Source organism: Kitasatospora sp. NPDC008115 (genome assembly GCF_042957205.1).
In the GTDB taxonomy this organism is placed as follows: Bacteria; Actinomycetota; Actinomycetes; order Streptomycetales; family Streptomycetaceae; genus Kitasatospora.
In genome coordinates, this window is the sequence record NZ_JBIBHU010000005.1 from 103,405 (window position 1) to 129,912 (window position 26,508).

The 26,508-nt window shown below is 75.2% G+C and carries 25 protein-coding genes; 14 read left to right on the forward strand and 11 right to left on the reverse strand.

Annotated features, from left to right (window positions below; all coding sequences use genetic code 11):
- Positions 1-461: 461 nt before the first annotated feature.
- Entirely contained in the window at positions 462-2,087 is a 1,626-nt protein-coding gene (locus tag ACFZBX_RS08435) for an alpha/beta fold hydrolase (protein ID WP_391532213.1), read from the forward strand.
- 77 nt (positions 2,088-2,164) lie between these two features.
- Here the strand turns inward: ACFZBX_RS08435 and ACFZBX_RS08440 are convergent, their stop codons facing one another.
- The 4 genes from ACFZBX_RS08440 to ACFZBX_RS08455 form a co-directional block, all read right to left on the reverse strand.
- Entirely contained in the window at positions 2,165-3,421 is a 1,257-nt protein-coding gene (locus ACFZBX_RS08440; RefSeq protein ID WP_391532214.1) for an NAD(P)/FAD-dependent oxidoreductase, read from the reverse strand.
- A 128-nt stretch (positions 3,422-3,549) separates the two neighbouring features.
- Positions 3,550-3,981 (reverse strand): nuclear transport factor 2 family protein, encoded by a 432-nt coding sequence (locus ACFZBX_RS08445; RefSeq protein WP_391532215.1) that lies wholly within the window; start codon positions 3,979-3,981, stop codon positions 3,550-3,552.
- 5 nt (positions 3,982-3,986) lie between these two features.
- On the reverse strand, positions 3,987-4,790 hold the full coding sequence (locus ACFZBX_RS08450) for an MBL fold metallo-hydrolase (protein ID WP_391532217.1): 804 nt from the start codon (positions 4,788-4,790) through the stop codon (positions 3,987-3,989).
- Positions 4,787-6,172, reverse strand: a complete 1,386-nt coding sequence (locus ACFZBX_RS08455; RefSeq protein ID WP_391532218.1) for an MFS transporter — start codon at positions 6,170-6,172, stop codon at positions 4,787-4,789. The genes ACFZBX_RS08450 and ACFZBX_RS08455 overlap by 4 nt, the downstream gene beginning before the upstream one ends.
- Before the next feature lie 101 nt (positions 6,173-6,273).
- On the opposite strand from ACFZBX_RS08455, the gene ACFZBX_RS08460 reads away from it, so the two are divergent.
- The 3 genes from ACFZBX_RS08460 (at position 6,274) to ACFZBX_RS08470 (ending at position 9,576) form a co-directional block, all read left to right on the forward strand.
- A complete protein-coding gene (locus tag ACFZBX_RS08460; protein WP_391532219.1) occupies positions 6,274-7,371 on the forward strand; it encodes a DUF5937 family protein in 1,098 nt (365 codons plus the stop codon).
- Between the two features lie 37 nt (positions 7,372-7,408).
- Positions 7,409-8,272 (forward strand): PhzF family phenazine biosynthesis protein, encoded by an 864-nt coding sequence (locus ACFZBX_RS08465; protein WP_391532220.1) that lies wholly within the window; start codon positions 7,409-7,411, stop codon positions 8,270-8,272.
- 215 nt (positions 8,273-8,487) lie between these two features.
- Complete coding sequence (locus tag ACFZBX_RS08470; RefSeq protein WP_391532221.1) at positions 8,488-9,576, forward strand: hypothetical protein; 1,089 nt, start codon at positions 8,488-8,490, stop codon at positions 9,574-9,576.
- Between the two features lie 75 nt (positions 9,577-9,651).
- On the opposite strand, the gene ACFZBX_RS08475 is transcribed toward ACFZBX_RS08470, so the two are convergent.
- On the reverse strand, positions 9,652-10,236 hold the full coding sequence (locus tag ACFZBX_RS08475) for a DUF4262 domain-containing protein (RefSeq protein WP_391532222.1): 585 nt from the start codon (positions 10,234-10,236) through the stop codon (positions 9,652-9,654).
- Between the two features lie 113 nt (positions 10,237-10,349).
- Between ACFZBX_RS08475 and ACFZBX_RS08480 the strand changes: the two genes are divergently transcribed.
- On the forward strand, positions 10,350-11,612 hold the full coding sequence (locus ACFZBX_RS08480) for a phosphotransferase family protein (protein ID WP_391532223.1): 1,263 nt from the start codon (positions 10,350-10,352) through the stop codon (positions 11,610-11,612).
- A 61-nt stretch (positions 11,613-11,673) separates the two neighbouring features.
- On the opposite strand, the gene ACFZBX_RS08485 is transcribed toward ACFZBX_RS08480, so the two are convergent.
- Entirely contained in the window at positions 11,674-11,976 is a 303-nt protein-coding gene (locus ACFZBX_RS08485; protein ID WP_391532224.1) for a ferredoxin, read from the reverse strand.
- Positions 11,973-13,226 carry a cytochrome P450 gene (locus ACFZBX_RS08490; RefSeq protein ID WP_391532225.1) on the reverse strand — a complete coding sequence of 418 codons (1,254 nt, stop codon included), beginning with the start codon at positions 13,224-13,226 and terminating at the stop codon, positions 11,973-11,975. The genes ACFZBX_RS08485 and ACFZBX_RS08490 overlap by 4 nt, the downstream gene beginning before the upstream one ends.
- A gap of 439 nt (positions 13,227-13,665) precedes the next feature.
- On the opposite strand from ACFZBX_RS08490, the gene ACFZBX_RS08495 reads away from it, so the two are divergent.
- The 4 genes from ACFZBX_RS08495 (at position 13,666) to ACFZBX_RS08510 (ending at position 16,071) form a co-directional block, all read left to right on the forward strand.
- On the forward strand, positions 13,666-14,751 hold the full coding sequence (locus tag ACFZBX_RS08495; protein ID WP_391532227.1) for an S-(hydroxymethyl)mycothiol dehydrogenase: 1,086 nt from the start codon (positions 13,666-13,668) through the stop codon (positions 14,749-14,751).
- Positions 14,748-15,386: an MBL fold metallo-hydrolase gene (locus ACFZBX_RS08500; protein ID WP_391532228.1), complete on the forward strand. Its 639-nt coding sequence runs from the start codon at positions 14,748-14,750 to the stop codon at positions 15,384-15,386. The genes ACFZBX_RS08495 and ACFZBX_RS08500 overlap by 4 nt, the downstream gene beginning before the upstream one ends.
- Before the next feature lie 65 nt (positions 15,387-15,451).
- A complete protein-coding gene (locus tag ACFZBX_RS08505; RefSeq protein ID WP_391532229.1) occupies positions 15,452-15,853 on the forward strand; it encodes a pyridoxamine 5'-phosphate oxidase family protein in 402 nt (133 codons plus the stop codon).
- Positions 15,854-15,909: 56 nt separating this feature from the next.
- Entirely contained in the window at positions 15,910-16,071 is a 162-nt protein-coding gene (locus ACFZBX_RS08510) for a hypothetical protein (RefSeq protein WP_380756351.1), read from the forward strand.
- A gap of 91 nt (positions 16,072-16,162) precedes the next feature.
- Here the strand turns inward: ACFZBX_RS08510 and ACFZBX_RS08515 are convergent, their stop codons facing one another.
- Both ACFZBX_RS08515 and ACFZBX_RS08520 read right to left on the reverse strand, forming a co-directional pair.
- Positions 16,163-17,350, reverse strand: a complete 1,188-nt coding sequence (locus tag ACFZBX_RS08515) for an alpha/beta hydrolase family protein (RefSeq protein ID WP_391532230.1) — start codon at positions 17,348-17,350, stop codon at positions 16,163-16,165.
- A gap of 132 nt (positions 17,351-17,482) precedes the next feature.
- Positions 17,483-18,772 (reverse strand): DUF5685 family protein, encoded by a 1,290-nt coding sequence (locus ACFZBX_RS08520; protein ID WP_391532231.1) that lies wholly within the window; start codon positions 18,770-18,772, stop codon positions 17,483-17,485.
- 254 nt (positions 18,773-19,026) lie between these two features.
- On the opposite strand from ACFZBX_RS08520, the gene ACFZBX_RS08525 reads away from it, so the two are divergent.
- From ACFZBX_RS08525 to ACFZBX_RS08540, 4 genes are read left to right on the forward strand one after another with little or no spacing between them, the layout of a single operon-like run.
- On the forward strand, positions 19,027-20,520 hold the full coding sequence (locus tag ACFZBX_RS08525; protein ID WP_391532232.1) for a hypothetical protein: 1,494 nt from the start codon (positions 19,027-19,029) through the stop codon (positions 20,518-20,520).
- 44 nt (positions 20,521-20,564) lie between these two features.
- The gene (locus tag ACFZBX_RS08530; RefSeq protein WP_391532234.1) at positions 20,565-21,128 is read left to right on the forward strand and encodes a helix-turn-helix domain-containing protein; all 564 of its coding nucleotides are present in this window, start codon (positions 20,565-20,567) and stop codon (positions 21,126-21,128) included.
- Complete coding sequence (locus ACFZBX_RS08535) at positions 21,125-22,684, forward strand: MFS transporter (RefSeq protein ID WP_391532235.1); 1,560 nt, start codon at positions 21,125-21,127, stop codon at positions 22,682-22,684. The genes ACFZBX_RS08530 and ACFZBX_RS08535 overlap by 4 nt, the downstream gene beginning before the upstream one ends.
- Before the next feature lie 54 nt (positions 22,685-22,738).
- Positions 22,739-23,434: an alpha/beta fold hydrolase gene (locus tag ACFZBX_RS08540; RefSeq protein WP_391532236.1), complete on the forward strand. Its 696-nt coding sequence runs from the start codon at positions 22,739-22,741 to the stop codon at positions 23,432-23,434.
- A 16-nt stretch (positions 23,435-23,450) separates the two neighbouring features.
- Here the strand turns inward: ACFZBX_RS08540 and ACFZBX_RS08545 are convergent, their stop codons facing one another.
- The gene (locus ACFZBX_RS08545) at positions 23,451-24,887 is read right to left on the reverse strand and encodes a DUF2252 domain-containing protein (RefSeq protein WP_391532603.1); all 1,437 of its coding nucleotides are present in this window, start codon (positions 24,885-24,887) and stop codon (positions 23,451-23,453) included.
- A gap of 289 nt (positions 24,888-25,176) precedes the next feature.
- Between ACFZBX_RS08545 and ACFZBX_RS08550 the strand changes: the two genes are divergently transcribed.
- Positions 25,177-25,578, forward strand: coding sequence for a DUF2809 domain-containing protein (locus tag ACFZBX_RS08550; protein WP_391532237.1), 402 nt, complete (start codon positions 25,177-25,179; stop codon positions 25,576-25,578).
- Between the two features lie 15 nt (positions 25,579-25,593).
- On the opposite strand, the gene ACFZBX_RS08555 is transcribed toward ACFZBX_RS08550, so the two are convergent.
- Entirely contained in the window at positions 25,594-26,376 is a 783-nt protein-coding gene (locus ACFZBX_RS08555) for an SGNH/GDSL hydrolase family protein (RefSeq protein WP_391532238.1), read from the reverse strand.
- Positions 26,377-26,508: the final 132 nt, after the last annotated feature.

Below are 26,508 nucleotides of genomic sequence, written 5' to 3' on the forward strand. Positions count from 1 at the left end.
TCACGATCGCGAACGGGAACGCGGTCGAGCATAGGAGGGCCCTACTGGCCGGTCAACACGCCTTTCCGGGGCGGGATCGGACAGCTGAACGGATGGCCGACGGGACGGACACGGAGGGCGCGGAAGACGCCGGGTACGGGGTGCGGTACCGCCGTCCGGGTGACAAGAGGCCCGGGGGCGCGCGCCTGACGGGAGGGGCGGGTGGGGGCACGGCCCGGCGCCGGCGGGTGCACCGGGCGCCCCGCCGTGTCGACATGATTGGACGTCAGGTGTGTCGCCAGGCCATACGGTGAATGATGATCTTCAGCCAACGGCCGCACTGTTTCCCGTCAATCCGCCCCCGGAAAAGGGGATTGACGCCCATTCGGGCCACTCCCGAAAGAATCTCCCGTCGCACATCTCTTCCCCTGTTGATCGCGGCCTGACAGGCTGTCCGGGTTTGCAGAACCGGAGGAGGTTTCGTGTCCCGTATCACCAGCGCGGCACTGGCGGTCACCAGTGCCCTCGCCCTCGTCGCCGGCTCGGCCGCCGCGGCCGTCGCCGCACCGGCCCCCGGCCCGGCCGCCGAGGCCAAGGTGGCACCGGTCGACTGGAAGCCCTGCAACCCCGACCCCACCCAGCCGGACCCCAAGATCTACGACTGCGCCGTCTACCAGGTGCCGCTCGACTACGACCACCCGAACGGCGACACCATCGGCATCGCGATGATGCGCCGCCGCGCGGCCGACCCGGCCAAGCGGATCGGCTCGCTCTTCCTCAACCCCGGCGGCCCGGGCGGCAGCGGCTACCTGTGGGCGACCACCACCCGCTTCGGCAAGGACGTCCAGGACCGCTTCGACCTGGTCGGCTTCGACCCGCGCGGCGTGGCCCGCAGCAACCCGCTGAAGTGCTTCACCACCGACGAGGAGGCCGCCGCCCTCAACGACCGGATGACCGGCGTCCCGGTGACCAGGGCCGAGATAGCGCAGACCATCGACGCCACCGAGGACTACACCGACGCCTGCTCGCGCAACGCCGGCCCGCTCATCGAGTACATGTCGACCATCAACGTGGTCCGCGACCTCGACCGGATGCGCCGCGCCGTCGGCGACGCCAAGCTCAACTTCGCCGGCTTCTCCTACGGCACCCTCATCGGCGCCACCTACGCGGGCATGTACCCGGACAAGGTCCGCGCGCTGATCGTCGACGGCAACGTCGACCCCAACCTGCGGATGCACAACGGCGTCGAGTACGACCGCCAGCGCGCCACCGGCTTCGAGGTCGCCCTCGCCGAGTACCTCAAGCGCTGCCAGAGCGCCGGCGCCCCGCGCTGCGCCTTCGGCGACGGCGACACCCGCGTCAAGTTCGACGCCATCCGCGACCACCTGCGCACCGACCCGGTCACCCTGCCGGACGGCACCCGGGTCACCCTCTCCAGCTTCACCAGCCAGGTCGCCAACGCCCTGTACGCGCAGAGCCGCCAGGCGCCGCTCGCCAAGGCCCTCCAGGGGCTGCACCAGGTGATCCAGTCCCCGGCCGCCGCCGCCCAGGGCCTGGCCGCCGCGGCCCCGGCCGACCCGGCCGCCGCCGAGGACGCCAAGGTGCTCGCGACCACCGTGCCGACCGCGCTGCGCGAGGCCCTGCCGGAGACCCCGTACTCGGCCGACGACTCCTACTACGGCGTCAACTGCCAGGACAAGCCCTACCCGTCCAACCCGTGGACCTTCGTCAACCTGGCCAAGGCCTGGGAGAAGGAGTCCCCGACCTTCGGCCGCTACCAGGCCTTCGACGGCCCGACCTGCTCCTCCTGGCCGGCCCCGGCCCGCGACGCCGAACGCTTCACCGGCCCGTGGCACCGGAAGACCGCCGCCCCGGTGATGGTCATCGGCAACCTCTACGACCCGGCCACCAACTACACCTTCTCCCAGCGGATGCAGCGCCAGCTGGGCAACGCGGTGCTGGTCTCGGTCGACGTGGTCGAGCACTGCGCCGTCGGCCGCAGCAAGGAGCTGGGCAAGCTGGTCACCGACTACCTGGTGAACCAGAAGGCCCCCGCGCCCGGTCAGCTGCTGAAGCCGGACGTCGAGGCGTTCCCGCCGGTCGCCTGACGCCAGGGCTTCCCGAATCAGAACGGCCCGCCCCCGGAAACAGCCTTCCGGGAGCGGGCCGTTCGGCCTTGGGCGGCTCAGACGTCGGTGAGCGGGACGTCCGGGTCGGCCAGCGCCTTCGTGTCCACCGTCCGCCCCGAGCGGACCAGCTCCCGGATCGGGTCGGTGACGTCCCAGACGTTCACGTTCATGCCCGCCAGCACCCGGCCGCCGGACAGCCAGAAGGCGATGAACTCGCGGGTCGCCGGGTCGCCCCGGAACACCACCTGGTCGTAGCCGCCGGGCTCCACCCAGCCGACGTACTCCATGCCCAGGTCGTACTGGTCGGTGAAGAAGTAGGGGACGCGGTCGTACACCGCGTCCTCGCCGAGCATCGCCCGGGCCGCCGTCTGCGGCTGGTTGAGGGCGTTCGCCCAGTGCTCGACGCGCAGGTGGCGCCCGAACAGCGGGTGGTAGGCGTTGGCGACGTCGCCCGCCGCGTGGATGTCCGGGTCCGAGGTGCGCAGGTGCCCGTCCGTCTTGACCCCGTTGTCGACCTCCAGGCCGGCCGCCTCGGCGAGCGCGGTGTCCGGGGCGATGCCGATGCCCACCACCACCGAGTCCGCCGCCACCGTCGTGCCGTCCGCCAGCCGCACCCCGGTCACCCGGCCGCCCGCGCCGGTCAGCTCCGCGACCTGCGCGCCGAACCGCAGGTCCACCCCGTGGTCGCGGTGCAGGTCGGCGAAGACCTGCGCCACCTCCCGGCCCAGCACCCGCAGCAGCGGCAGCTCGGCCGCCTCCAGCACCGTCACCTCGGCACCCGCCGCCCGCGCCGCGGCCGTCGCCTCCAGCCCGATCCAGCCCGCGCCGATCACCACCACCCGGGCGCCCGCGCGGAACGACTCGCGGATCCGCTCGCTGTCCTCCACCCGCCGCAGGTAGTGCACGCCCTCCTGCTCCGCCCCGGGTACTGGCAGCCGGCGCGGCACCGATCCGGTGGTCAGCAGCAGCTTCGCGTACTCCACCCGCCCGTCGTCGGCCAGCGTCACCGTGTGCCCGGCCGGGTCGACGGCCACCACCCGCGTGCCCAGCCGCAGCGTCACATCGTGCTCGGCGTACCACTGCGGGGGGTGGACGTAGATCTTCTCCCGGTCGGTCTTGCCCAGCAGATAGCCCTTGGACAACGGCGGACGCTCGTACGGGCGCTCGTGCTCGTCGCCGATCAGCACGATGCCGCCGGTGTACCCCGCCTCGCGCAGCGCCTGCGCGGCCTTCGCGCCGCCGAGGGAGGCGCCGACGATCACGATCGGGCGCTCGCGCCCGCCGCCCCCGCTGCCCGTGCTGTCCGTGCTCATGGTGAACTCCTCGCTCTCCGGCGGAAATCACCGACAGCCTGCCGCCGGACGGCGGGGCTGTCGAGACGGCGTCCGGCGCGCCGCGGCGGCTCCCCCGAACGGGTGACGCGCCGGAGCCCGGAGCACGGTCAGGGCGTCATCGCGTCCCGGACCAGCGCGGTGTCGGTGAACTGCTCGAACCGCACGATCCGCCCGCCGCGCACAAGGAAGTGGTGCACCACCCGCACGGCCAGCGGCCGCCCGGTGGCCTTGTGCACCGCCGTGTACCGGCCCAGCACCACCACCTCCTCCCCGGACACCACGTACCGGTCGTCGTGCACCGTCCACTCCTCCCACTCGGCGGCCAGCCGCTCCATCACCCCGCCGGTCACGCCCTTCGGCGTCCGGTAGGTGCCGGCCAGCGGGAAGCCCGCCATCTCCGTCCACTCCACGTCGTCGGCGAGCGTCGCCCGCAACGCCCCCAGGTCACCGCGCGCCGAGGCCAGGTACTGGCGGCGCACCACGTCCGCCGGGGCCTCGGACTGCGCGAAGGCGGCCTCCGACCGCGGGATCTCGATCATCGCGCTCAGCCCCAGGCCAGCTCGCCCTTGGCGGCCTTCGTCCCGAGGTCGACCGCCAGCCGCATGCCCAGCTCCGGGAAGCGCTGCTCCAGTGCCTCCCTGGCCGCCGCCGCGTCCGCTGCCCGGCCGACCTCCGTCTCGAAGGCCCGCAGGTAGTCCCGGGTGTGGTCGATCGAGGAGGTGTCGGTCGGCGCGTCGGCCGTCCGGTGCCCGGCCACCACGAAGGCCGGGTCCAGCGCCGCCATGCCGTCCAGCAGGTCGATCCAGGCCGCCCGCTGCTCCGGCATCGGCGTGTCCGCCGTCCACACGTGCAGCCCCTGGAACAGCAGCACCCCGCCGAGCACCGTGCGGTGGTGGTGCTGCCACAGGTAGTGCCGGTCCGGCAGGTGGAAGTCCGCCCCGCGCAGCTCGAAGCGATGGCCCTCGAAGACCAGCTCGTCGCCGTGCATCACCTCCGGGCGCACCAGCCGGGTCGGCAGCTCGGGACCGAGGTGCGCCCAGGTCCGCACCTTGGCGTCGAAGGTCTCCTGGATGTGCTCGACGGTCGACGCGGAGGCCAGGAACCGCGCCTGCGGGAAGACGTCCTGCACCTCCTGGGCGCCGAAGTAGAAGTCCGGGTCGCCGTGGCTGACGAACACCGTGGTCAGCCGCTTCCCGCTGGCCCGCACCCGCTCCGCGAGGTGCCGCCCGTCGGAGCGGGTGAACCCGGCGTCCACCAGCAGCGCGTCCTGCGGCCCGGTGACCAGGACGGACGTCTTGTTGAGCGAGCTGTCCGGGCTGTCGATGACCTCGAAGTCGAGGGCGCTCATGAGCGTTGTCCTTCCTCGGGACCGGGAGCCGGGCGCGTACGCGTGCCCCGTCGCCCAGCATCGGCGACCCGCCGCCCGCCCGCACCCCGGGCCGGGCGGAGCCGGGCGACGGCCACCGCGGCCAGCAGGGTGGCGCCGGCCAGCACCGGCCACAGCACGCCCGGGCCGACGGCGAGCAGCGCGGTCAGGGCGGCCGGGGCGGCCGCGCGGCCGACGCCCGTCGACAGCTCCCAGCGGGCCAGGGCGCGGCCGAGCTGCCCGGGCGGGGCGCTCGCGGTGACCAGGGCGGTGCCCGTGCCGGAGTAGAGGATCTCGCCGAGCGTGAAGAGGACGGACACCGCCGCCACACCGGCTGCCCCGGCGGTGCCGCCGAGCACGCCGGCCGCCCAGAAGCCCAGGTAGGACAGGGCGAGCGCGACGCCGCCGGCGGCCAGCACGGTGTGCCGGGAGCGGTGCCCGAGACGGAGCACCACGGCCAGCTGGAGGGTGATCACCAGCACCGTGTTGCCCACGAACACCCCCGAGGACCAGGCCGCGGAGGCGTGCAGATGCAGCACCAGCAGCGCGGGCAGAGCCACCTCCAGGACGTCGAAGCAGAACGCGAAGGGCAGGTTGGCGATGCTGAGCACGGTGATCCGGCGCAGCGCCGGATCCTCGGCGCGCCCGGACCCGGCGGGGGCGGGGTTCGCCGGGGACATCGGGGACGCCGGGGGAGCCTGCGGCGGCCGGGGAGCGGTCACCCGCAGCGAGTGCACCAGCACCGCCGACAGCAGGCAGGCCACGCCGGTCACCCCGGCCAGCAGCCGCAGCGCCCCCGGGCCGCCCGCCACCGCGAGAGTCGCCAGCAGCGCCCCCGCGCCCAGCCCGGCGTTGCGCAGCGTCCGTCCGGCGGCCAGCGCGGCGTCCCGGGTGCGGCCCTCGGTCAGCGTCGCGACGACCGCCGCGTGGGTGGTCGGCCAGGACTGGCTGCCCACCCCGAGCAGCACGGCCGCCGCCGCGAACCCCGCCGGGCCGTCGGCCAGCAGCAGCGCCACCGACCCGGCCGCCCGCACCAGCAGGGTCGCCGCCGCCGGCAGGCTGCGCGCACCCCGGTCGATCCACCGGCCGGTCAGCGGGAGGACGAGCAGGCCGGCGACCATCCCGGCGGACATCGCGAGGCCCGCCGCACCCGCGTCCAGCCCGAGCACCCCGATGCCGTAGAGCAGCAGGAACGGCCGCAGCAGACCGGTGCCGAGGGCGTCCACCAGCAGCGCCGCCGCGTAGCGCGGGCCGCCCGCGGCGGTGAGCAGGCGGAGCAGGGCGGCCGGGCCGCTGCGGGGTTCCGGGTCACTGCCGGCCTCCGGGTCGGGGTGCGGTCGCTTCGGGTTCTGGATCAGGGTCATGAGCGGTACCGTCGGCCCGGGCCCCTTCCCCGGGCACGCGGATTGACGACTACCGTCAATCCGGGCCGGGCGGCCCCGCCGCAGGTGACAGGATCGGGAGCGTGAGCCTGACCATCGACATCACCGGCCTGCCCGACGAGCGCCTGCTGTTCACCCCCTCCCCGCTGGCCGAACTCAGCGCGATGCTGCACGTGCTCGCCGAGCCCGCGCACCACCCCGCCCTGCACGGCTGGGCGGCGAGCACCACGGCGGCCGTCCCGCCCGCGCTCGCCGAACGGCTCGCCGAGGCCGACTTCCTCTGGCGCTCCTCGCGCGCCGACTTCCTCGTCCCCGGCCTGCCCGGTGCCACCCTCACCGACGAACTGGACGCCGTCGACCGGATCGACGACGAGCGGTACGTACGGGCCGCGCTCGTGCTGACCTGCGGCGCCTCCCGGCTGGCACAGCACCTCGCCTCGCCGCTCACCGACCCGGTCGCGCAGGAGCGGGCCCGCGAACTGGCGCTGGCCCGCGGGCCCCGGCAGGCCGAGTTCGCCGACCGGCTGCTCACCGACCCGCCCGCCGTCAGGGCGCTGGTGCGGCGGATGCTGGAGGACTGCGCGGACGCCTTCTTCACCGACGCCTGGCGCCGGGTGCTGCCCGAACTCGCCGCCGACGCCCGCCGCAAGACCGACCTGCTGGTGCGGCACGGCGCGGCCGAGGCACTGGCCGCCGCCTCCGCCTCGGTGCAACTGGAGGACGGCGGCGAGGGGCGGCGCCGGATCGTCATCGACAAGCTCCAGGACAACACCACCAGCGGGAGCGCCGCCGGCGGCGTGACCTTCGTCCCGACCGCGTTCGGCCGCCCGCACCTGCTGGTGGTCTCCGCGCCCGGCTGGCGCCCGGTGGTGCAGTACCCCGTCGCCGAGCAGGGCGTGCCCGAGCCGGTGTCGCTCGCCGTGGTCCAGCAGCGGCTGGAGGCGCTCGCCCACCCCGTGCGCCTGCGGCTCGCCCGCACCATCGCCCGCGGCCCGCACACCACCGGCGAGCTCGCCGCCGCCTGGCAGCTCAGCGCGCCCGAGGTCTCCCGGCACCTGGCGGTGCTCCGCAGGGCCGGGCTGCTGACCACCCATCGGCGCGGGCGGTACATGCTGTACCAGCTCGACCTCGTGGGCAGCGCCCGGCTCGGCACCGACCTGCTGGAGGCGGTGCTGCGGTGAGGGGAACACGGACGCGGCGGGGCGCGTTCGAGCGGTCATGACCAGTGACGACGCCGCCGGCGCCCCCGAGATCCTGCGCTACGCCGCCTTCTCCGCCGACCCCGAGGGCGGCAACCCGGCGGGCGTGGTGCTCGACGCCGCCGGCCTGTCCGACGGGCGGATGCTCGCCATCGCCGCCGAGGTCGGCTACTCGGAGACCGCCTTCCTGACCCCCGACCCGGCGGGTGGCTTCGCGGTGCGCTACTTCAGCCCGCTGGCCGAGGTGCCGTTCTGCGGCCACGCCACCGTCGCCTCCGCCGTCGCGCTCGCCGAACGGGCCGGACAGGGGCACTACCTCTACCGCACGGCGGCGGGCGAGGTACCGGTCGAGGTGGCCGAGGACGCCGACGGCACCCTGCGCGCCACCCTCACCAGCGTCGAGCCGCACGTCACGGCGACCGGCGAGGCCGACGTCGCCGAGGCGCTCGCCCTGCTCGGCTGGGCACCCGACGACCTCGACCCGGCGCTGCCGCCCCGCTACGCCTACGCGGGCGCCCGGCACCTGGTGCTGGCCGCCGCGACCCGCGAGCGGCTGGCCCGGCTCGCCTACGACTTCGACGGCCTCGCCGCCTTCATGACCGCCCGTGACCTGACCACCGTCCAACTGGTCTGGCGCGCCGCCCCCGACGTGTTCCACGTCCGCGACCCCTTCCCGGTCGGCGGCGTCGTCGAGGACCCGGCCACCGGCGCGGCCGCCGCCGCCTTCGGCGCCTACCTGCGCGCCCTGGACCCCGCCGCCGCCCCGGCCACCGTCACCCTCCACCAGGGCGAGGACCTCGGCCGCCCCAGCACCCTCCACGTCGACCTGCGCACGGCCTCCCCCCGGGTGCGGGTCTCCGGCGCGGCGGTGGCCATCCCGTAGGCCCCCCGGGGCCGGTGGCCGAAGGCTTGTCGGCGCAGCCGCTCGGGGTACGGCCCGTAGTCGCCGATCGGCAGGTACGGATCGATGTTTCGGTTGGACGGGGGCCGGCCCCGCCACCTGATCGGCGGTATCAGCAGGACGGCGATTGCGCCATCGAGCGCAATTCAGAGTGCGCCAGAGGTGCGCCCTGATATGCGGACATCTAGAATCTCCGCATGGATAATCCCTCGCCCGAAAAGAAAAGATCAGAATTGGGGCCGTGGGAGCTTCGAGAGGTGCTCCTTGCGCGAGTGAATGAGTTATGGGCGCTGCTGAGCGAAGTGGAGCAGAGGCACGGTGGTCCACAGGATGCAGAAGGCCTTTTCTCGCAGGCCTTCAACGAACTGCAAGAGGCGAAGAAGGCGCTCTCGCACAGGGGGCATTCCATCTACAAAAAGGGCTCCCACCTGACCGTTGGACAGATTCACCTGGATGCTGCACATAATTTGCTGCTGAGGCTTTCGGGGCCCGATGAGGTCATTCCAATGATGCCGGGCGTGCTGGCGCTCGTCCAGGATCAGCTTCCCGCCAGCGATCCTCGGCGAGTCAAGGTCGAACAGATCAACCAGGAGCTCCTCAAGACTGGCATGCTCGCGAGCTCAAGCCTTGAGGCCGTGCTCGATGCAGTCAGTGTCGCTCGACAGGCGGGAATTCGCGAGACTCTCAGACTTCGAAGTTTCGTTAATATCGTCGGATGGGTTGCGGTGATTTTATTCGGGGCTGCCGTGTGGATCGGAATCCTGGGGATGCTGAAGGATGATATTCTTCCGCTGTGCTTCACGCCCCCGGTGGGCCTTGGGGAGGCCGGTTACGTGGTCGTCTGCCCCAGTGGAATGGACCCTGATCCAAAATATCCCGATGTCGATGCGAACCTGGCCGCCGCGACATCGCCGTCGGACTACCTCCTCATCGAAATTGTGGGCCTGGTGGCCGCCGGAATCGCCGCCGCCACATCCCTGCGTCGAATCAGAGGATCGGCAACGCCTTACAACGTTCCGGTCGCCCTAGCCCTCCTCAAGCTTCCCATGGGTGCACTCACGGCTGTGCTCGGCCTGCTTCTGATGCGTGGAGGATTCGTCCCCGGCCTGTCGGCCCTCGATTCATCCGCCCAGATCATCGCCTGGGCCATTGTTTTCGGATATTCCCAGCAGCTGTTCACGAGGCTCGTCGATACTCAGGCGCAGTCCTTGGTCAACGCCGTCGGAGCATCGAACGCCCCGTCGACCCCGCCACCCCCACCACCTCCGGCTCCCCCTGCGCCTTGAGGTCACCCGGGGATTCACCCGCAAGCCGCTGGGGCTGTGGATGGAGGAGTCGGAGACGGCGACACGCTCCTTGGCTCAGGAGGAGGCCTCGGCGGCCGCCGCCTCCTCCGTCCAGGCGCCCTCGGGGTGGTCGCCGACCGGCAGCCAGAGGCGCGGCTGGGACCGGCAGCCGGGGGAGGCGTCCGGGTCCCAGGGCCAGCGGCGGTTCCGGTCGGGCCAGACCAGTTGCAGCACGGGGACGGGAACGCGGCGGTAGAAGCCGACGGCCGTCCCCAGCAGGGGCCGGCGCCAGCCGGGGTCGACGGGCTTGACCAGCACCGGGTAGTCCTCGATCACCCCGGCCAGCAGGCTCTCCGGGTCGGCGGAGGCGCCCTCGCGCAGCCGGGCCGCGGCCTCGTTGAGCCAGTGCATCTGGCCGTGGGCGTCCAGGCCGGCCATGGTCAGCTCGGGGAGGCGCGAGGTGTGCCAGAGGCCCACGGTGAAGGCCCAGTCCGGGAGGTCCCCCTCGCCGGGGATGCCGACCACGTGGTGGCCGTGGGTCAGGACGTCCTCCGCGGTGCGGCGCCAGTGACGGGAGACGCCGGAGCGCTCCGCGCCGTTGGCGGCGCAGATCACGCAGGGGCAGGTCGCGGCCGTCGTGGGGGTCGGTGGTGTGGCCATGGGGGCCATCACAGCACGCGGTCGGGCAGGGCGGTCCGGCGGGGGCTCCCGCAGCGGGCCGCCGCCCGGAAAATCGGTCGCGCGCGGCAGGGCGGCCGGGGGAGGCTGCGCGGATGGATCATGGGAACGGGCGGACCGTCGGCGTCCACCTCACGTACGGCGGCGGGTATCTCGGGGCGGTCGGCCCGTTCGAGGTGGGGGTGCCGTGGTGGTCGGCGGTCGGGGCGGTGGTGGAGCGGGTCTCGGCGGAGGTGGGGGTGCCGGTGGTGGTGGTCCGGCTCGTCGGGGTGACCGGCGGGGCGGGCGGCCACGGCGGGCACACCGTCTACCACGTCGAGGCGCTGGAGCGCCCGGCCGGGCGGGCGGTACGGCAACCGGACGACGGGACCGCGGCGCTGCTGGGGCCGGCCGACCGGCGGGCCGCCTGGGCCGCGCCGGAGGGGCTGCGGGCGGCGCTGGACTGGGCGGAGCGGGCGCTGGCGGCGGCCGGACGGCCGGTCACCGGGCGCGCCGAGCAGGTCCGCACCTGGAACCTGTCCGGGCTGTTCCGGCTCCCCACCGCCGCCGGCCCGGCCTGGCTGAAGGTGATCAACCCGGCGTTCAACGCCCGGGAGGCGGAGGTGATCGGGCTGTTCGGCGCCGCCGACCCGGCGCTGGTACCGGTGGTGCTCGCCGCCGACCCGGCGAACGGGCGGGTGCTGCTCGACGAGGTGCCGGGGGAGGACTGCTGGGGGCCGTCGGAGGCGGAGGTGGCGGACGTCGTGCCGCGGCTGGTCGCCGCCCAGGCGGCGCTCGCGGCCGACGGCCGGGCCGCCGCGGCCGGGCTGCGCGACCGCACCCCGCGCGCGCTGGCCGCCGCCGTTCCCGCGCTGCTCGACCGGCTCGCCGCCGGGTCGGAGCCGACGGGCGGGGAGCCGGTGGCCGGTGAGCTGACGGCGGTTGAGCTGACCGCCGCCCGGGCACTGGCCGCGCGGCTGCCCGCCCTGGTCGAGGAGTTGGCCGCGTGCGGGCTGCCGGAGACCGTGGTGCACGGCGACTTCCACCCCGGCAACTGGCGCTCCGACGGCGGCGGGCCGGTCGTCATCGACTACGCGGACGCCTGCCTCGGCCACCCGGCGGCGGACGGGCTGCGGCCCCGGGCCTTCCTGGACGACGAGCGGTGGGCCCGGGCGGCCGGGGAGTGGGCCCGCGCCTGGCGCGAGCGGGTGCCGGGCTGCGAGCCGGAGCGGGCGCTGGAGCTGGCGGGGCCGCTGGTCCACCTCGGCCACGCACTGCGGTACCAGGAGTTCCTGGACCACATCGAGGACAGCGAGCGCCCGTACCACGAGGGCGATCCGGCGGCCGAGGTCCGGCGCGCCCTGGAGGCCGCCCGCTGACACCTCCTCGGGCGCCGTCGGCGCCGCGCCGGACGGGGCGCGGCGCCGACGGTGGACCCGGTCAGCCGGCCGGGCTGATCCGGCGCCCGTCGCGGGCGCCGTACAGGGTGAGCGCCTCGACCGGGCAGTAGTCGACCGCCTCGGTCAGCTCCGCGGTGAGCGGTTCCCCGGCGGCGCCGGTCGGCTGCTCGCGCAGCGGCCGGGCGAGGCCGTCGGCGCCGAGCGCCAGCGAGGCGGGCGCGGTGAGGGCGCACATGCCCGAGCCGATGCACCGGTCGCGGTCGACCTGGACGATCACCTCGGGCGTCGTCCCGGGCGTCGTCCCCGCCGCCCCCGCCGTCCCGGCCGTGCCGTGGCCCGTCACCAGGCGACCTGGAGCCGCTGCGGACTGCGGGTCAGCAGGCCGCGCCGCCACTCGATGGCCTCCTGCGGCGCGGTGAGCCGCAGCGCGGGCAGCCGCCGGGCCAGCCGGTGCAGGGCGAGTTCCATCTCCATCCGGGCCAGCCAGGCGCCCAGGCAGTGGTGCGGCCCGGCGCCGAAGGTGTAGCTCGGCGCGGCGAGCGGGGAGAACAGCTCCGTCAGCAGGTCCCCCGTGAACACCTCCGGGTCGCTGTTGGCGGAGGCGACGTCGGCGGCGACCACGCTTCCGGCGGGGATCCGCACGCCGCCGATCTCGACGTCCTCGACCGCCCGCCGCAGCAGGCCGGGCAGCACGTCGGAGTCGCCCAGCGGGACGACGCGCAGCAGCTGTTCGGTGGCGGCGGCCGCGCTCTGCTCGTCGGAGGCGAGCTGCTGCCAGGCGTCCCGGCCCTCGCCGAGCAGGTAGACCAGGGCGTTGCCGAGCGAGGTCATGGTGGTCTCGTGCCCGGCCACGACCAGGCCGATGACGAGCGTGACGATCTGCTCCTCGGTGATCCCCGGGGTGTCGTCCGCGGCCGTGAGCAGGCTGCTGACCAGGTCGTCGCCGGGCTCCGCGCGGCGCTCGGCGATGACCTCGGCGCCGAAGTGGGCGAAGTCGTTCATCGCGGTGCGGATGGCCTGCGGGGTGTACGCGGTGGTGGCCAGGGCGTGGTCGCTCCAGTGCTCCAGGCGCTTGGTGTCGAGCTGGTCCAGGCCCATCAACCGGCTGATCACGGCGACCGGCAGCGGGCGGGTGTAGGCGGCGACGATGTCGGCGGGCGAGCCCCGGTCGATCAGCTCGTCGAGCAGTCCCTCGACGACCGAGGCCACCCAGGGGCGCCAGCGCGCGATCGCGCGCGGGGTGAACGCGCGCTGCACGGTGCGGCGCAGCCGCTGGTGCTCGACGCCGTCGATGTTGAGCAGCGCGCTCGGGTCGTCGAGCAGGTTGGGGGAGAGGGTGACGGCCGGGGCGTCCGGTGCGTGGAGCGGGGCGCGGCCCAGCCGCGGGTCGGTGAGCACCTGCCGGACGTCGGCGTGCCGGCTGACCAGCCAGACCGGGGTGCCGGTGGGCAGGGCGGCCGGCCGGGGCGGGCCGGGTTCGAGCAGGCGCAGGCAGTGCAGCGGCGGCAGCACGGGCAGGGCCGTGCCGGCGTCCGCGCCGGGGTGCGGGGCGGTACCGGTTCCGGCACCGGTGGCACTGTTCTCGGCGGACATCCGTACTCCAGACTCCAGGGCGGTGGCCGCGCGGGGCGGCCTGCGGGGGGTGGATCCGGGTGGTGCGCGGGGACGGGCGGGGTGGTCGACGGGTGTGCCGGGTGGGCCGGGTTCGTGCGGGGCGTGTCCGTCGGACACGCCCCCGACCGTACGTGGGCGACGGGCCGCAGTCAGCGACGATTCCAGCCAACGCCCGGGTTCCACGGGCATGGTGAGGGCACAGCGGCGACCGGGGGCGCTCGGCGTGGCGTGTGCGCCCTGTGGTGCGCCCCCGAGGGGGTGGCCGCCCCGGTGAGCCGGATCACCCGGGAGGCTCCCCGGCCTGCCCCCGGGCCGGGCGCTACGCTTCGTGGGCGAGTCACCCGACTCGTGTCGACGGACCGCGTCGACGCAGGTCACGCCGGTGCAGAGCGGCACCGGCCGACGGAGGTGGAAACGGATGGCCCAGCAGGTCAAGGCAGTGATCGCACGCGCCAAGGGCGCGCCCGTGGAGGTGACGACGATCGTCGTGCCCGACCCCGGGCCGGGCGAGGCGGTGGTGCGGATCCAGGCCTGCGGCGTGTGCCACACCGACCTCCACTACCGCGAGGGCGGGATCAACGACGAGTTCCCGTTCCTGCTCGGCCACGAGGCCGCGGGCATCGTGGAGAGCGTCGGCGAGGGCGTCACCGAGGTCGAGCCGGGCGACTTCGTCGTCCTCAACTGGCGCGCCGTCTGCGGCCAGTGCCGCGCCTGCAAGCGCGGGCGGGCCCAGTACTGCTTCAACACCCACAACGCCAAGCAGAAGATGACGCTGCTGGACGGCACCGAGCTGTCCCCGGCGCTGGGCATCGGCGCGTTCGCCGAGAAGACCCTGGTCGCCGCCGGCCAGTGCACCAAGGTGGACCCGGCCGCCGACCCGGCCGTCGCCGGGCTGCTCGGCTGCGGTGTGATGGCGGGCATCGGCGCCGCCATCAACACCGGCAACGTCGGCCGCGGCGACACGGTCGCGGTGATCGGCGTCGGCGGCGTCGGCGGCGCGGCCGTGCTGGGCTCGCGGCTGGCCGGCGCGTCGAAGATCATCGCGGTGGACATCGACGACCGCAAGCTCGCCACCGCCGAGAAGCTCGGCGCCACCCACACCGTCAACTCCAGGAACACCGACCCCGTCGAGGCGATCCGCGAGCTGACCGGCGGCCACGGCGCCGACGTCGTGGTCGAGGCGGTCGGCCGCCCGGAGACCTACCAGCAGGCCTTCTACGCCCGCGACCTGGCCGGCACCGTCGTCCTGGTCGGCGTGCCGACGCCGGAGATGAAGCTGGAGCTCCCGCTGCTCGACGTGTTCGGGCGCGGCGGCGCGCTGAAGTCCTCCTGGTACGGCGACTGCCTGCCCTCGCGGGACTTCTCGATGCTGATCGACCTCTACCTCCAGGACCGCCTGGACCTCGGCGCCTTCGTCAGCGAGACCATCGGGCTGGACGCGGTGGAGCAGGCGTTCGAGCGCATGCACCACGGCGACGTGCTGCGTTCGGTGGTGGTCCTGTGAGCACCGCGGCCGCCCGCGTCGACCGGCTCGTCACCGCCGGCACCTTCGAACTCGACGGCGGCAGCTGGGAGGTGGAGAACAACGTCTGGATCGTCGGCGACGACACCGAGGCCGTGGTGATCGACGCGGCGCACGACGCCGCCGCGATCGAGGAGGCGCTCGCCGGCCGCCGGCTGGTCGCCATCGTCTCCACCCACGCGCACAACGACCACATCGACGCCGCCCCGGAGCTGTCCGCGCGCACCGGCGCACCGGTCCTGCTCCACCCGGACGACCTGCCGCTGTGGAAGCTGACCCACCCGGACCGCCTCCCCGACGGCGAACTCGCCGACGGCCAGCGGATCGAGGTCGCCGGCACCGTGCTGACCGTCCTGCACACGCCCGGCCACGCCCCGGGCGCGGTCTGCCTGCACGCCCCGGACCTGGGCACGGTGTTCACCGGCGACACCCTCTTCCACGGCGGCCCGGGCGCCACCGGGCGCTCGTTCTCGCACTTCCCGACCATCATCGACTCCATCCGCGAGCGGCTGCTCACCCTGCCCGCCGACACGGTGGTCCGCACCGGTCACGGTGACCCGACCACCATCGGCGCCGAGGCCCCGGCCCTCCCCGACTGGATCGCCCGCGGGCACTGAGGCCGTCGGGCGGTGACCCGGGCCCGGCGGCCGGACGCCGGGCCCGGGCACGTACGATCGCGGGCATGGCCCATGATCCGCGCGCGCTCGACGACGCCTTCCTCGCCTTCTGGCGGGAGCGGCACATCTCCACCCTGACCACCCGGCGGCCGGACGGGTCGCCGCACGTGGTGCCGGTGGGGGTGACGTTCGAGCCGGAGAGCGGGGTCGCCCGGGTGATCAGCAGCCGGACCAGCCGGAAGGTCCGCAATGTGCTGGAGGCCGGGGAGGGCGGGCAGCGGGTGGCGGTCTGCCAGGTGGACCGGGCGCGCTGGTCGACGCTGGAGGGCGTCGCGGTGGTCCGCGACGCGCCGGAGGCGGTGGCGGAGGCGGAGCGGCGGTACGCCGAGCGCTACCGCGAGCCGCGGGTGAACCCGGACCGGGTGGTCATCGAGATCACGGTGGACCGGGTGCTGGGCCGCGCGTAGCAGGGGCGGGGCGTTCCGTTTATCCGGTGTTGATCGTCGCGGCCTAGGGTCGGGGCATGAACGAGGGAACGACGGGGGACCGGGGCGTGCGGGTCCCGGTGGAGGGCGGCCGGATGACGGCCGAGGACGCGGACCGGTTCCGGGTGCTGCTGGCCCGGCTGGAGGACTCACTGGCGGCCGACCGCCGGGTGCCGGGGGCGGTGGGCCGTGAGGGATGAGCGCCGCCCGGCCGCGCGCGTCGCGGTGCTGCCGCTGTGGCAGCGCGGCGCGCGGACGGGCGACTACGGGCGAAGTGCCGTGCCCGGCGGACTACTTGGCGAAGCGGACCTCGGGGAACCTGGGGGAGGGCCGGTCCAGCAGCGGGGCGGGGCGGCCGAGCAGGTGCCGGTCGAAGAACGCGCCCAGGTAGGCGCGGGTGGCGGCCAGGGTACGGCCGCCGGCGAGGGTGCCGAAGTTCTCCTGGTAGGCCCCCGGCGGTAGCTGGTCTTGCAGGCGGAGGGTGTCGACCAGCCAGTGCTGGTCGGAGAACGACAGGTGCCCGGCGGCGGGCAGGTCCACCCAGTAGCGGGGGCCGGTGAACCGCTTCCAGTTCTCCTCCCAGTTCTCGGTGGCCTGCGGTGCGCCGCCGAGGGCGGCGCTGAACAGCAGGGCCGGCCGCCCGGTGTCGTCGCCGGCCGGGATCCAGATGCTGCCGTCCAGGTTGGCGGCGGCCTTGATCCGCGGGTCCTGGCGCATCGCCTCCAGGGCGGCGGCGCCGCCGAGCGAGTGCCCGGCGGCGCCGATCCGCGAGGCGTCGACGGTCAGGCCGCGGACCGGGCCGCCGCGTCCGGGCGCGGTCAGCCGGTCGAGCACGAAGCGCAGGTCGGCGGCCCGGGCGCGGGAGGACTTGGCGCCGAACTCCGGGTCGGTGCCCTCCTGTCCGCAGGCCAGGCAGGACTCCATCCGGCCGCCGGGAAACTCCACCGAGGTCTCGTAGGTGGCGTCGACGGCGGCCACCGCGTAACCGCGTGCGGCCAACTCCTCGCCGAGGGCGGTGAGCGAGGTGCGGCTCAGGCCGAAGCCGGGGGAGAGCAGGACCAGCGGGTGCCGTCCGGCGGCCGGCCGGGCGTCGGCCACCGCGCCGGTGCGCAGCGCGGCGGGCTGCTCGAAGCCGTACAGCGCCCGGGACAACTCCGGTGACATATAAGGAGCGTGGGCGCCGCGCGGCGAGTTCGCCGGGTACCAGAAGGTGACCATCAGCTCGCGGTTCGGTGCGTCGGCGCGCCACGGGTCGGGGCGGCCGGTGTCGACCAGGTGCGCGGAGGCCGTCCCGATCGGCCGGTGCGCGGTCGGTGCGGGGACGTGGGGCTTGGCGGCACCGGCGACGGCGGCGCCGGCGGCCGGGGTCGCGCCGGCCACCGCGCCGGTCGCGGCGGTGGCCGGGCCGGCCAGGGACAGGACCAGGGTGGTGGAAACAATCGTCAGGGCGGCGGAGCGCCACCATCGGTTCTTCGACATGACGCCACGTTAGGTTCGCCAGGCCCCCCGCCACGTCGCTCCGCCGGGGGAGCGCCGCTACGCCGCGAGGGGGAGCCGGCCCGGCGGCCGGGGCGCCGTCCGGCCGGGGCCGGCTCCACCTGGGGGAGGTGCTCAGCAGTCGCAGCCGCAGCCGTCACAGCCGTCGCAGCAGCCGTTGCAGCAGTTGCAGCCGTCCCCGCAGCACTGGCAGGCCTCGCAGCAGTCGCCGCAGTTGCCGCAGTCGCAGGGCTCGTGCCGGGCGCAGAAGCCCTCGCGGCGCTCGCCGGTGAACGGGTGGTTGTGCTCGCAGCAGAGCAGCTGGCAGGTGCAGCCCATCAGCGCCCAGGCCGCGCAACCGGCCACCAGGTTGCGGCGGTTGGGCGGCGGACCGCCGGGCGGGGTGAAGCCGGGACCCTGCGGCACCCACGGCGGGACCGGCGCGCCGGGGTCCTGCGGCGGGGCCTGGTTCGGGTCGTGCTGCGGCGGCGCCTGGTACGGGTTGGCGGCGAGCGGGGTGCCGCCGCCGTCCTCGGCCTTGACCCGGCAGGCGGTGTGGCCGGCCCGGCCGAAGACCCGCTCGACGGCGCGCTCGGTCTCGTGCGCGAGCAGGACGTGCACCAGGGCGCGGTCGGTCAGTTCGACGTCCCGCAGGGCGAGCCGGATGCCGTGCACGGCGTCCCGGCAGAGCCGTTCGGCCTCGGCGCGGTCGGTGCCGGTCGCGGTCAGCGGGTTCCAGGCGCCGCTCGCGGCGTCGGCCTGCTGGTCCTCGGCGGCGTCCAGCAGGTGCGCGAGCCGTCCGAACAGCCGCCCGGCCTCGGCCAGCGGCGCCGCGTTGCCGGGGCGGCCGGCCAGCGTGGCGGTGTGCGCGAACGCGGCGGCGGTGGCGGTCTCGGTGGGCTCGGTGACCAGCAGCACCGAGCCGCCGGCCGGCAGCGAGCGCTCCAACTCGCCCTGCCGGGCGGCGGCGTCCAGCAGCACGGCGGTGTCGAAGCCGACCACCGAGGCGCTGCCCGCGCTGCGGCGGTCCCAGCGCCGGGTGACCGCCCGGGCGCCCGCCGCCACCGGCCGCCGGGCGAAGACGCCGTCACGGTCCTCGACATGGTCGCGGATCTTCACCGAGGCGAGCGCCAGCGAGACGGCGGCGGCCAGCCGGGCGCCCTCGCCCTGGGCGACGGAGGCGGTCCGCATGCCGCGCAGCGGGCACGGCCCGGCGGTCCGCCGCCCGGCCTCGGCCGCGGCCCCGGCGGTGGCCTGGGCCTCGACCAGCACCGAGATGATCAGCCCGTCGTAGTTGGTGGCGGTCCGCGCCAACTGCCCGTGGTCGTCCCGCAGGGCGAGGCAGAGCCCGCAGAGGTGGGCCATCCAGCTCGCCTGCAGCCGCTCGGAGAGGCGGTGGCGGCAGGGTCTGATGATGCCGAACATGAGGTTCCCCCGTGTTTCGCGTGGGCCGACCGGGCCCGTGATCGCGCACATCATATGATCGTCAGCCCTCCGGTCCGGAACCCCCGGCGGCGCGGCGCGTTCCGCCCGGCCCGGTCCCGGCGGCCCGCGGGAGGCCTTCGGAGGTCGGTGTTTATTCGTTGTCCATCGCCGCCCGGGAGCATGCCGTTCGGAGAACGCCGGGCGAACCGCCCCCTCGGGAAGGCCGGTTCGTGCAACGGGACGCGGAGGAACACGTGAGCAGAGCCCTGACCGCCGCCGAGCAGAAGGTGCTGGAGGCGCTGACCGTTCGGGTCGAGCGGATCGTCGCCCTCGGCACCGCCGCGGAGCTGGCCGGGACCACCGTGCTGAACGGCCCCGGGCCGGTCCCGGACTACACGGTCTTCCACCGGCGGTTCTCGCTGCTGGCCCGCCGGATGCGCGAAGTGCGGTTCGTGGTGCGGGAGGACCTGCCCGCGACGATGGGGGCGAGCACGGTCATCAGCGACGGTCCGGCGCCCTCGGTGCTGGAGATCCAGGTGCGCCCGGGCATGGTCGGCCCGGGCACCCGGTCGCTCACCACCCGGGCGCTCACCCTGGTGCACGAGCTGTCCCACAGCCTGCCGGAGGGCCTGACGCATCCGGTCAAGGACTACGCGTACCGGACCGGCTGGGCGTGGGGCCACCTGCCCGCGGTGCTCGCCCAGGCCAACGCCGACACCTACGCGGAGGCCGCCGCGCTGCTCGTCGAGCGCGACGAGAAGGCGTGGGGCCGCTACCAGGTGCTCGGCCGGGTGGCGGCGCAGCGCGGCCGGCTGGTGAAGCGGGCGCGGACCACCACCCTCGGCGCGGCGCTGGCCTGGCTGGACATCCTGGTCAACCGGGCCTGGGTGCGGGCCAACGACTGCACGGGGTTCGCCCGGCTCACCTTCAGCGAGGCCAAGTGGAACACCCCCGAGTGGTCCGTCTGGAAGCACCATGCCCGGCTGCTCGGGCTGGAGCAGTGGCTGGCGGCCGGGGGGTTCATCGCCGAGCGGAGCCTGCGCGCCGGCGCCGTCGGGCTGCGCACCGGCGACCAGGCGGTGCTGGACGAACTGTTCAGCTACCTGGGTGAGTTGAAGAACTCCGTGGACCGGATCGACCCGCTTCCGGTCGAGAGCGGTGACCGGATCGAGTACGACCCGGCCACCGGCGCGCTGCGGATCCCGCGCACCGTGGTGAACCGTGGGCCGCTGGAGCTGGCCGACCTGGTGCTGGACGCCCTGGTCGCGGCCACCGCCACCACGCAGGCGGCGCGGCGGTTCGCCGCGAGGGCGCGGGAGCTGGTCCACACGCTGGCGAACGAGGACCGGCCGGAGGAGCGGGAGGCCGTCGCCGCGCTCCGGACCGGGTTCGCGACGGTCCCGGCCGTCCAGCCGACCGCCGACCAGTGGGCCACGCTGGCCATCGAGTTGCAGGCGGCCGTCCTGGAGGACGTGCGGACCAGGTGGGAAGGCCTGCACGCGTCCGTCCCCGAGGTGGCCGCGATGCCGGAGGAGGTGGACCGCAAGGTGCTGGGCGACCTCGCCGCGTCGTTGGCGGCGGACGTCGACCTGGTGCGCGCCCTCAACGGCCGGGTGCCGGTGCCGAGTCCGTTCGTCACCAGCCTCATCGGCCTCCTGGACGGCATGACGCCGTACCTGGTGAAGGCCGACGCGGGGCAGCGGACGGCGCTCGCGAAGCTGCGCGGAGGCCTGGGCGAACTGCACTGAGCCCACCCCGGGAGTCGTCCCGTATCCGGGATAGCATCACGGATATGGGAATCGACACGGCCGCCGACGAGCGGTTGGCGGAACGGCTCGCGGAGTTGCGGGTGGAGCGCGGGTGGACGCTGGAGGAGCTGGCGCGGCGGGCGGAGGTCAGCCGGTCGACGCTGTCGCGGGTCGAGCGGGTGGAGGTGAGCCCGACGGCGGCGCTGCTCGGGCGGCTCTGCGCCGTCTACGGGCGGAGCATGTCGCGGCTGCTCGCGGAGGTGGAGGCGGCGCCGGCGCGGCTGGTGCGGGCGGCGGACCAGCGGGTCTGGCGGGACGAGGCGACCGGGTTCGTCCGGCGCTCCGTCTCGCCGCCGCACGGCTCGCTGCGGGCCGAGGTGATCGAGGGACGGCTGCCGGCCGGCGGTGACATCGCCTACGACAAGCCCTGCGACACCGGCCGCGAGCACCACCTCTGGCTGCTGGAGGGCCGGCTGGCGCTCACCGTCGACGGCGCCGAGGAACTGCTGGAGGCCGGGGACTGCCTGCGGTTCGTCCCCGAGACCACCCGCTTCCGCTGTCCCGGCCCGGACGGGGCCCGGTACGCGCTGGTGGTGGTCGAACCGTGAGCGCGAGCGGAGCGATACCCGCGCCGCCCGGCGAGGGGGCCAAGGGGGCGAACGGGGCTACGGAGACCAAGGAGCGGTTCGACGCGGCCGGGCGGCGGGTGCTGCTGGTCTGCGTCGCGGGCGGCTTCACCACCCTGATCGACCAGTCGGTGCTCAACACCTCGATCCCCGCGCTGCGCGAGTCGCTGCACGCCCAGCCCGCGCACCTGCAGTGGATCGTGGCCGGCTACTCGCTCGCCTTCGGTCTGGCCCTGATCCCCGGCGGGCGGCTCGGCGACGTGCGCGGCCGCAAGTGGTTCTTCGTCGGTGGCCTCGCCCTGTTCACCGTGGTCAGCCTGCTCTCCGCGACCGCCACCGAGCCGTGGGTGCTGGTCGCCTCCCGGCTGCTCCAGGGCGCGGGCGCCGGACTGGTCAACTCGCAGATGATCGGCACCCTCCAGGACGTCTTCCAGGGGCAGTTGCGGGCCCGGGCACTCGGGATGTACGCGGTCACCGGCGGCCTCGCCTTCACCCTCGGCCCGCCGGTCGGCGGAGCGGTGCTCGCCGCCGTCGGGCCGGAGCACGGCTGGCGGCTGACCTTCCTGCTGAACGTCCCCTTCGGGCTCGCCACCGTGTGGCTGGCGGCCCGCCACCTGCCGCGTCCGCGGCCCAGCACCCGCAACGCCGACCTCGACCTGGTCGGGCTGCTGCTGGTCGGCGCGCTGACGCTGGCGCTGATGCTGCCGTTCGTCCAGCCGCCCGGCTGGGCGGGCTGGCTCGGCTTCGCCGCCGCCGCGGTCCTGCTGCTGGGCGCCCTCGCCTGGTGGCAGCGCCGCTTCGCCCGGGCCGGCGGCCACCCGCTGATCCACCCGGCGCTGACCCGCTCGGCGCCGTACGCGCTGGGCACGGTGGTGGCGATGGCCCAGTTCGGCTCCTCGCTGGCCGCCGGGCTGGTGCTGACCATGTTCCTCCAGGACGGGCTGGGCCTGTCGCCGATCGGCGCGGCGCTGGTGGCGCTGCCCTCGGCGGTGGCGATGGGCTTCGCCTCGGCGCTGGCCTGGCGGGTGGTGCGGCGCTTCGGCCGGCGGACCGTCACCGCGGGCATGACCGGCTCGGCGCTGACGATGCTCACCGGCGGCCTGGTCGCGATGTGGGCGCCGACCGGATCGCTGCCCTGGCTGCTGGCGCTGCTGCAACTGCTGGGCGGCGCCTCGATCGGGCTGATGGGGGCGTCCAACCAGGCCTTCGTCCTACGGCACGCGCCCGCCGAGGCGGCCGGGGTGAGCGGGGCGATCCTGCAGATGGCGCAGCGGATCGCGGCGGCGGTCAGCGTCTCGGCGCTCTCCGGCGTCTATCTGCGGGCGACCGGCGGGGGCGGCGGGCACCGGGCGGCGTTCGCCTGGGCGAGCGGCGTCTGCGCGGCGGTGGCCGCGCTGGCGGTGCTGGCCTCGGTGCTGGCGGGCCGGGCGACGGCGCGCGAGGAGGCGGCGCGCGCGGCCGTCCCGGGGAACGGCGGCGACGCGGGCGACGCGCGGGCGGCGGAGCCGGTCCGGGAGGGGAGCCGGACCTCCGGTTGAGCGGTGGGCGAACGCCGGGTCCGGCGGGACCGGACCCGGCCTGCCGTGGTCGCCATGACCGATCATCGGAGGACGGAACCGCCGGGTCTCTCGCTCGCCTACCGGGAGAGCGGCCCGGCCGACGGCCCGCCGCTGGTCCTGCTGCACGCGCTCGGCGAGCGGGCCGCCGACTGGGACACCGTGCTCCCCGGCCTCGCCCCGCACCACCGGGTACTGGCGCTCGACCAGCGCGGCCACGGCGGCAGCGCCCGCCCCGGCCACTACGGGCTGGAGGCGATGCGCGACGACGTGCTCGCCTTCCTCGACGCGCTCGGACTCGACCGGGCCGACCTGGTCGGCCACTCGATGGGCGGCGCCGTCGCCTACCTGGTCGCCCAGGAGCGCCCCGGGCGCGTCGGCCGGCTGGTGCTGGAGGACGTCCCCGCCCCGCGCCCGCGCCCGGCGAGCCCGGTGGCCGACGCCCCCGAGGGGCCCGTGGACTTCGACTGGGCGGCGGTCCGGGCGGTCAAGGAGCAGATCGACCGGCCCGACCCGCGCCGGCTGGAGCGGATGGCCGCGATCACCGCGCCCACCCTGCTGGTGGCCGGCGGCGCGGCCGGCCACGTCCCGCAGGCCGGGGCGGCCGAACTGGCCGGGCTGATCCCCGACTGCCGGCTGGTGACCATCGAGGCCGGGCACCTGGTGCACCGGGCCCGGCCGGCCGAGTTCGTCGCGGCGGTGGCGCCGTTCCTGGACCCCGGCCGGCCGTGACGGTCCGGCGGGCTGATCAGACGCCGTGCTCGGCCGGGAGCCGCCCCGAGCGGATCGCCGCCACCAGATCGGCGTGGTCGGCCTCGGTGCGGTCCGCGTACGCCACCGCGAACGCGGCCAGCGCCTCGTCCAGCACCTCGTTCTTGCCGCAGTAGCCGGAGATCACCCCCGGGTCGGCGGTGTGCGCGTGGGCGCGGGCGAGCAGGGCGCCGGTGATCCGGGCGTAGTCGTCCAGCTGGGCCGGCAGCAGCGCCGCCGGGTCCACACTGCCCTTGCGGTTGCGGAACTGCCGCACCTGGTAGGGGAGTCCGTCCACCGTCGTCCAGCCGAGCAGGGTGTCGCTGACCACCTGCATCCGCTTCTGGCCGAGCACCACCCGGCGGCCCTCGTGGCTGTCCGGCGCGGTCACCGGGTACCCGGCCCGGGCCAGGTAGGGCAGCAGCACCGACGGGCGGGCCTCCTTCACCTGGAGCACCAGCGGCTGCTCCCGGTGGTCGGTCAGCAGCACCACGTACGAGCGGGTGCCGACACTGCCGGTGCCCACCACGCGGAACGCCACGTCCTGCACCCGGTAGCGGGACAGCAGCGGGTGCAGCTCGGCCGGCACCGTGCGCACGTACGGGCCGAGCGCGGTGGCGACCGCCGCGGCCTCGGCGTCCGCCACCTCGCTGAGCACCGGAGGCGCGGCGGTGAACCGCCAACCGCCGTCCTCCGCGCGGACGGTGGACTTGGCGGCGAAGCGCGCGCTGGTGTTGCCGAGCGCCTTGGCGGCGACCTTCCCCAGCACCTCGGCCAGGTCGTGCGCCTGGGCGAAGGAGACCAGCTGCTCGTCCGCGACGGCGTTCCAGGCGTCCAGGGCCGGCAGCTTCGCCAGCGTGCGCATGGTGCGACGGTACGCGCCGGCCGCGTCGAAGGCGGCCTGGCGGGCGGTGGCCTCGTCCGCGCCGACCTCCCGGCCGGCCAGCACCAGGCTCGCGGCCAGCCGCTTGAGGTCCCACTCCCACGGGCCGGGCACGGTCTCGTCGAAGTCGTTGATGTCCATCACCAGCCGGCCCCGGGCGTCGCCGTACAGGCCGAAGTTGGCGGCGTGCGCGTCACCGCACAGCTGGGCCACGATGCCGCCGGCCGGGGTGGCGGCGAGGTCGGCCGCCATCAGGCCGGCCGAGCCGCGCAGGAAGGCGAACGGGGTGGCGGCCATCCGGCCCAGCCGGATCGGCACCAGTGCGGCTCGGCGGCCCGCGTTGGACGCCTCGATCGCCTCGACGGCGGTCGGCCGGTCGGCGGCCGGGGCGAACCCGGCGTGCCCCTCGCGCGGGCTCCGCGCCCGCAGCGCCTTGCCGCGCGCCCGGGCGCCGCCGTCGTGGCCCGGCGCGAAGCCCTCGACCGTGAACCGCCGCGCGGGCCCGTGCCCGGCCTCCGTCGCGTCCGCCGGTATTCCGGACCCGGTCACCATCTCGGTCAGCTGCGTCACTGCGCCCCGCCCTGTTCTGAGTCGTTCCCGTCCGCGACCTGCGCGGACCCGGCCCCGAACGGGCCGGCCAGCAGGCTACCGGGCCGTCCGCACAACCCTTCGGGAGGGAGGGACGCCCGGCGGGTCGCGCACGGTTCCGGAAGCGCCCGGCGGGGTCGGGCCCTCTCTTCCGGATCACGCCGGGTGGTCGCCGCCGGAGGCCGGGGGCGAGGGGCCCGTCAACGACGCCCCTGGTCCGACATGATCGGAGAGAGGGCCTTAGGGTGCCGGGATGGACGATCTTCGGGGGCGGTGGGCGGGGCGGGGGCCGGCGGCGGTGGCGGCCGGGGTGACGGTGGTGGCGGGGCTCGGGGTGCGGGCGGTGGCGGGCGGGGAGGTCGCCAAGTACGCGGGCGACGCGCTCTACACCGTGCTGCTGTACGCGCTCGTGGTGCTGGTCGCGCCGCGCCTGCGGCCCTGGGCGGCCGCGGCCTGGGCCGCCGGGCTGAGCTGGGCCGTCGAACTGTTCCAGCTCACCGGCGTGCCCGACGACCTGGCCCGGCACAGCGTGCTCGCCCGGCTGGTGCTCGGCTCCACCTTCAACCCGCCCGACCTGCTCTGGTACCTGGCCGGCGCGGGCCTGGCCGCCCTGGCGCACCGGGGCGCCGGGGCGGCCGGCCGGGGAAGGGCCTGACGGAGCGTCGGAGCGTCAGAGCGGCATCAGCTCGGGCCGCTTGGCCTCGACGTGGTCGCCGGACGACTCGCCGCGCAGCCGGCGGCCGACCCACGGCAGCAGGAACTCGCGCGCCCACTGGAGGTTCTCCCGGCGCTGCTCGGCGGAGGAGAGCACCGGGGCGGCCGGCCACGGCGCCTCCGGGTCCTGCTCGGTGCGCAGGCCCAGCGAGCGGGCGGCCAGCAGGGCGACCCGCTGGTGGCCCTCGGGGGAGAGGTGCAGCCGGTCCTCGCTCCAGGCACGGCGGTCCTGGACGGCGCGCAGCGACCACAGGTCGGCCACCTGGCAGCCGTGCCGGTCGGCGACGGCCCGCATGTGGCCGTTGTAGGTGGCGATCTTGCCGCGCAGGTGCTTCAGCAGCGGCACGCCGCGGGTGTCGAAGCCGGTGCAGATCAGCACCGTGCCCGCCGAGTCGGCGAGTTGGACGACGGCGGCCTCGAAGCGCTCGGCGACCTCGTCGGGGTCGCTGCCGGGCCGCAGGATGTCGTTGCCGCCGGCGCAGAAGGTGACCAGGTCCGGCTGGATGCGGCGGACCTGCGGCACCTGCTCGGCCATGATCTGGTCCAGCAGCCGGCCGCGCACCGCGAGGTTGGCGTACCGGAACCCGCCCGGCGGCCGGCCGTCGGCGAGCAGCACGGCCAGCCGGTCGGCCCAGCCGGCGAAGGCGCCGTCGGCCGCGGGGTCGTTCAGGCCTTCGGTGAAGCTGTCCCCGAGGGCGACGTACGAATCGAGGTCAAGGGTCTCCTGGAGGTTCGGCATGACAGAAATAGTTCACTGTCTGAAGTGACCTACGCCACCGTAGGTGGCCGGTCGCGGTACGTGAGATCGGCCACGTGTCCCGGTGCGCGCCCCCGTGCGCCGGGGACGCGCGGCGCGGCGCGCCGGGTGCGC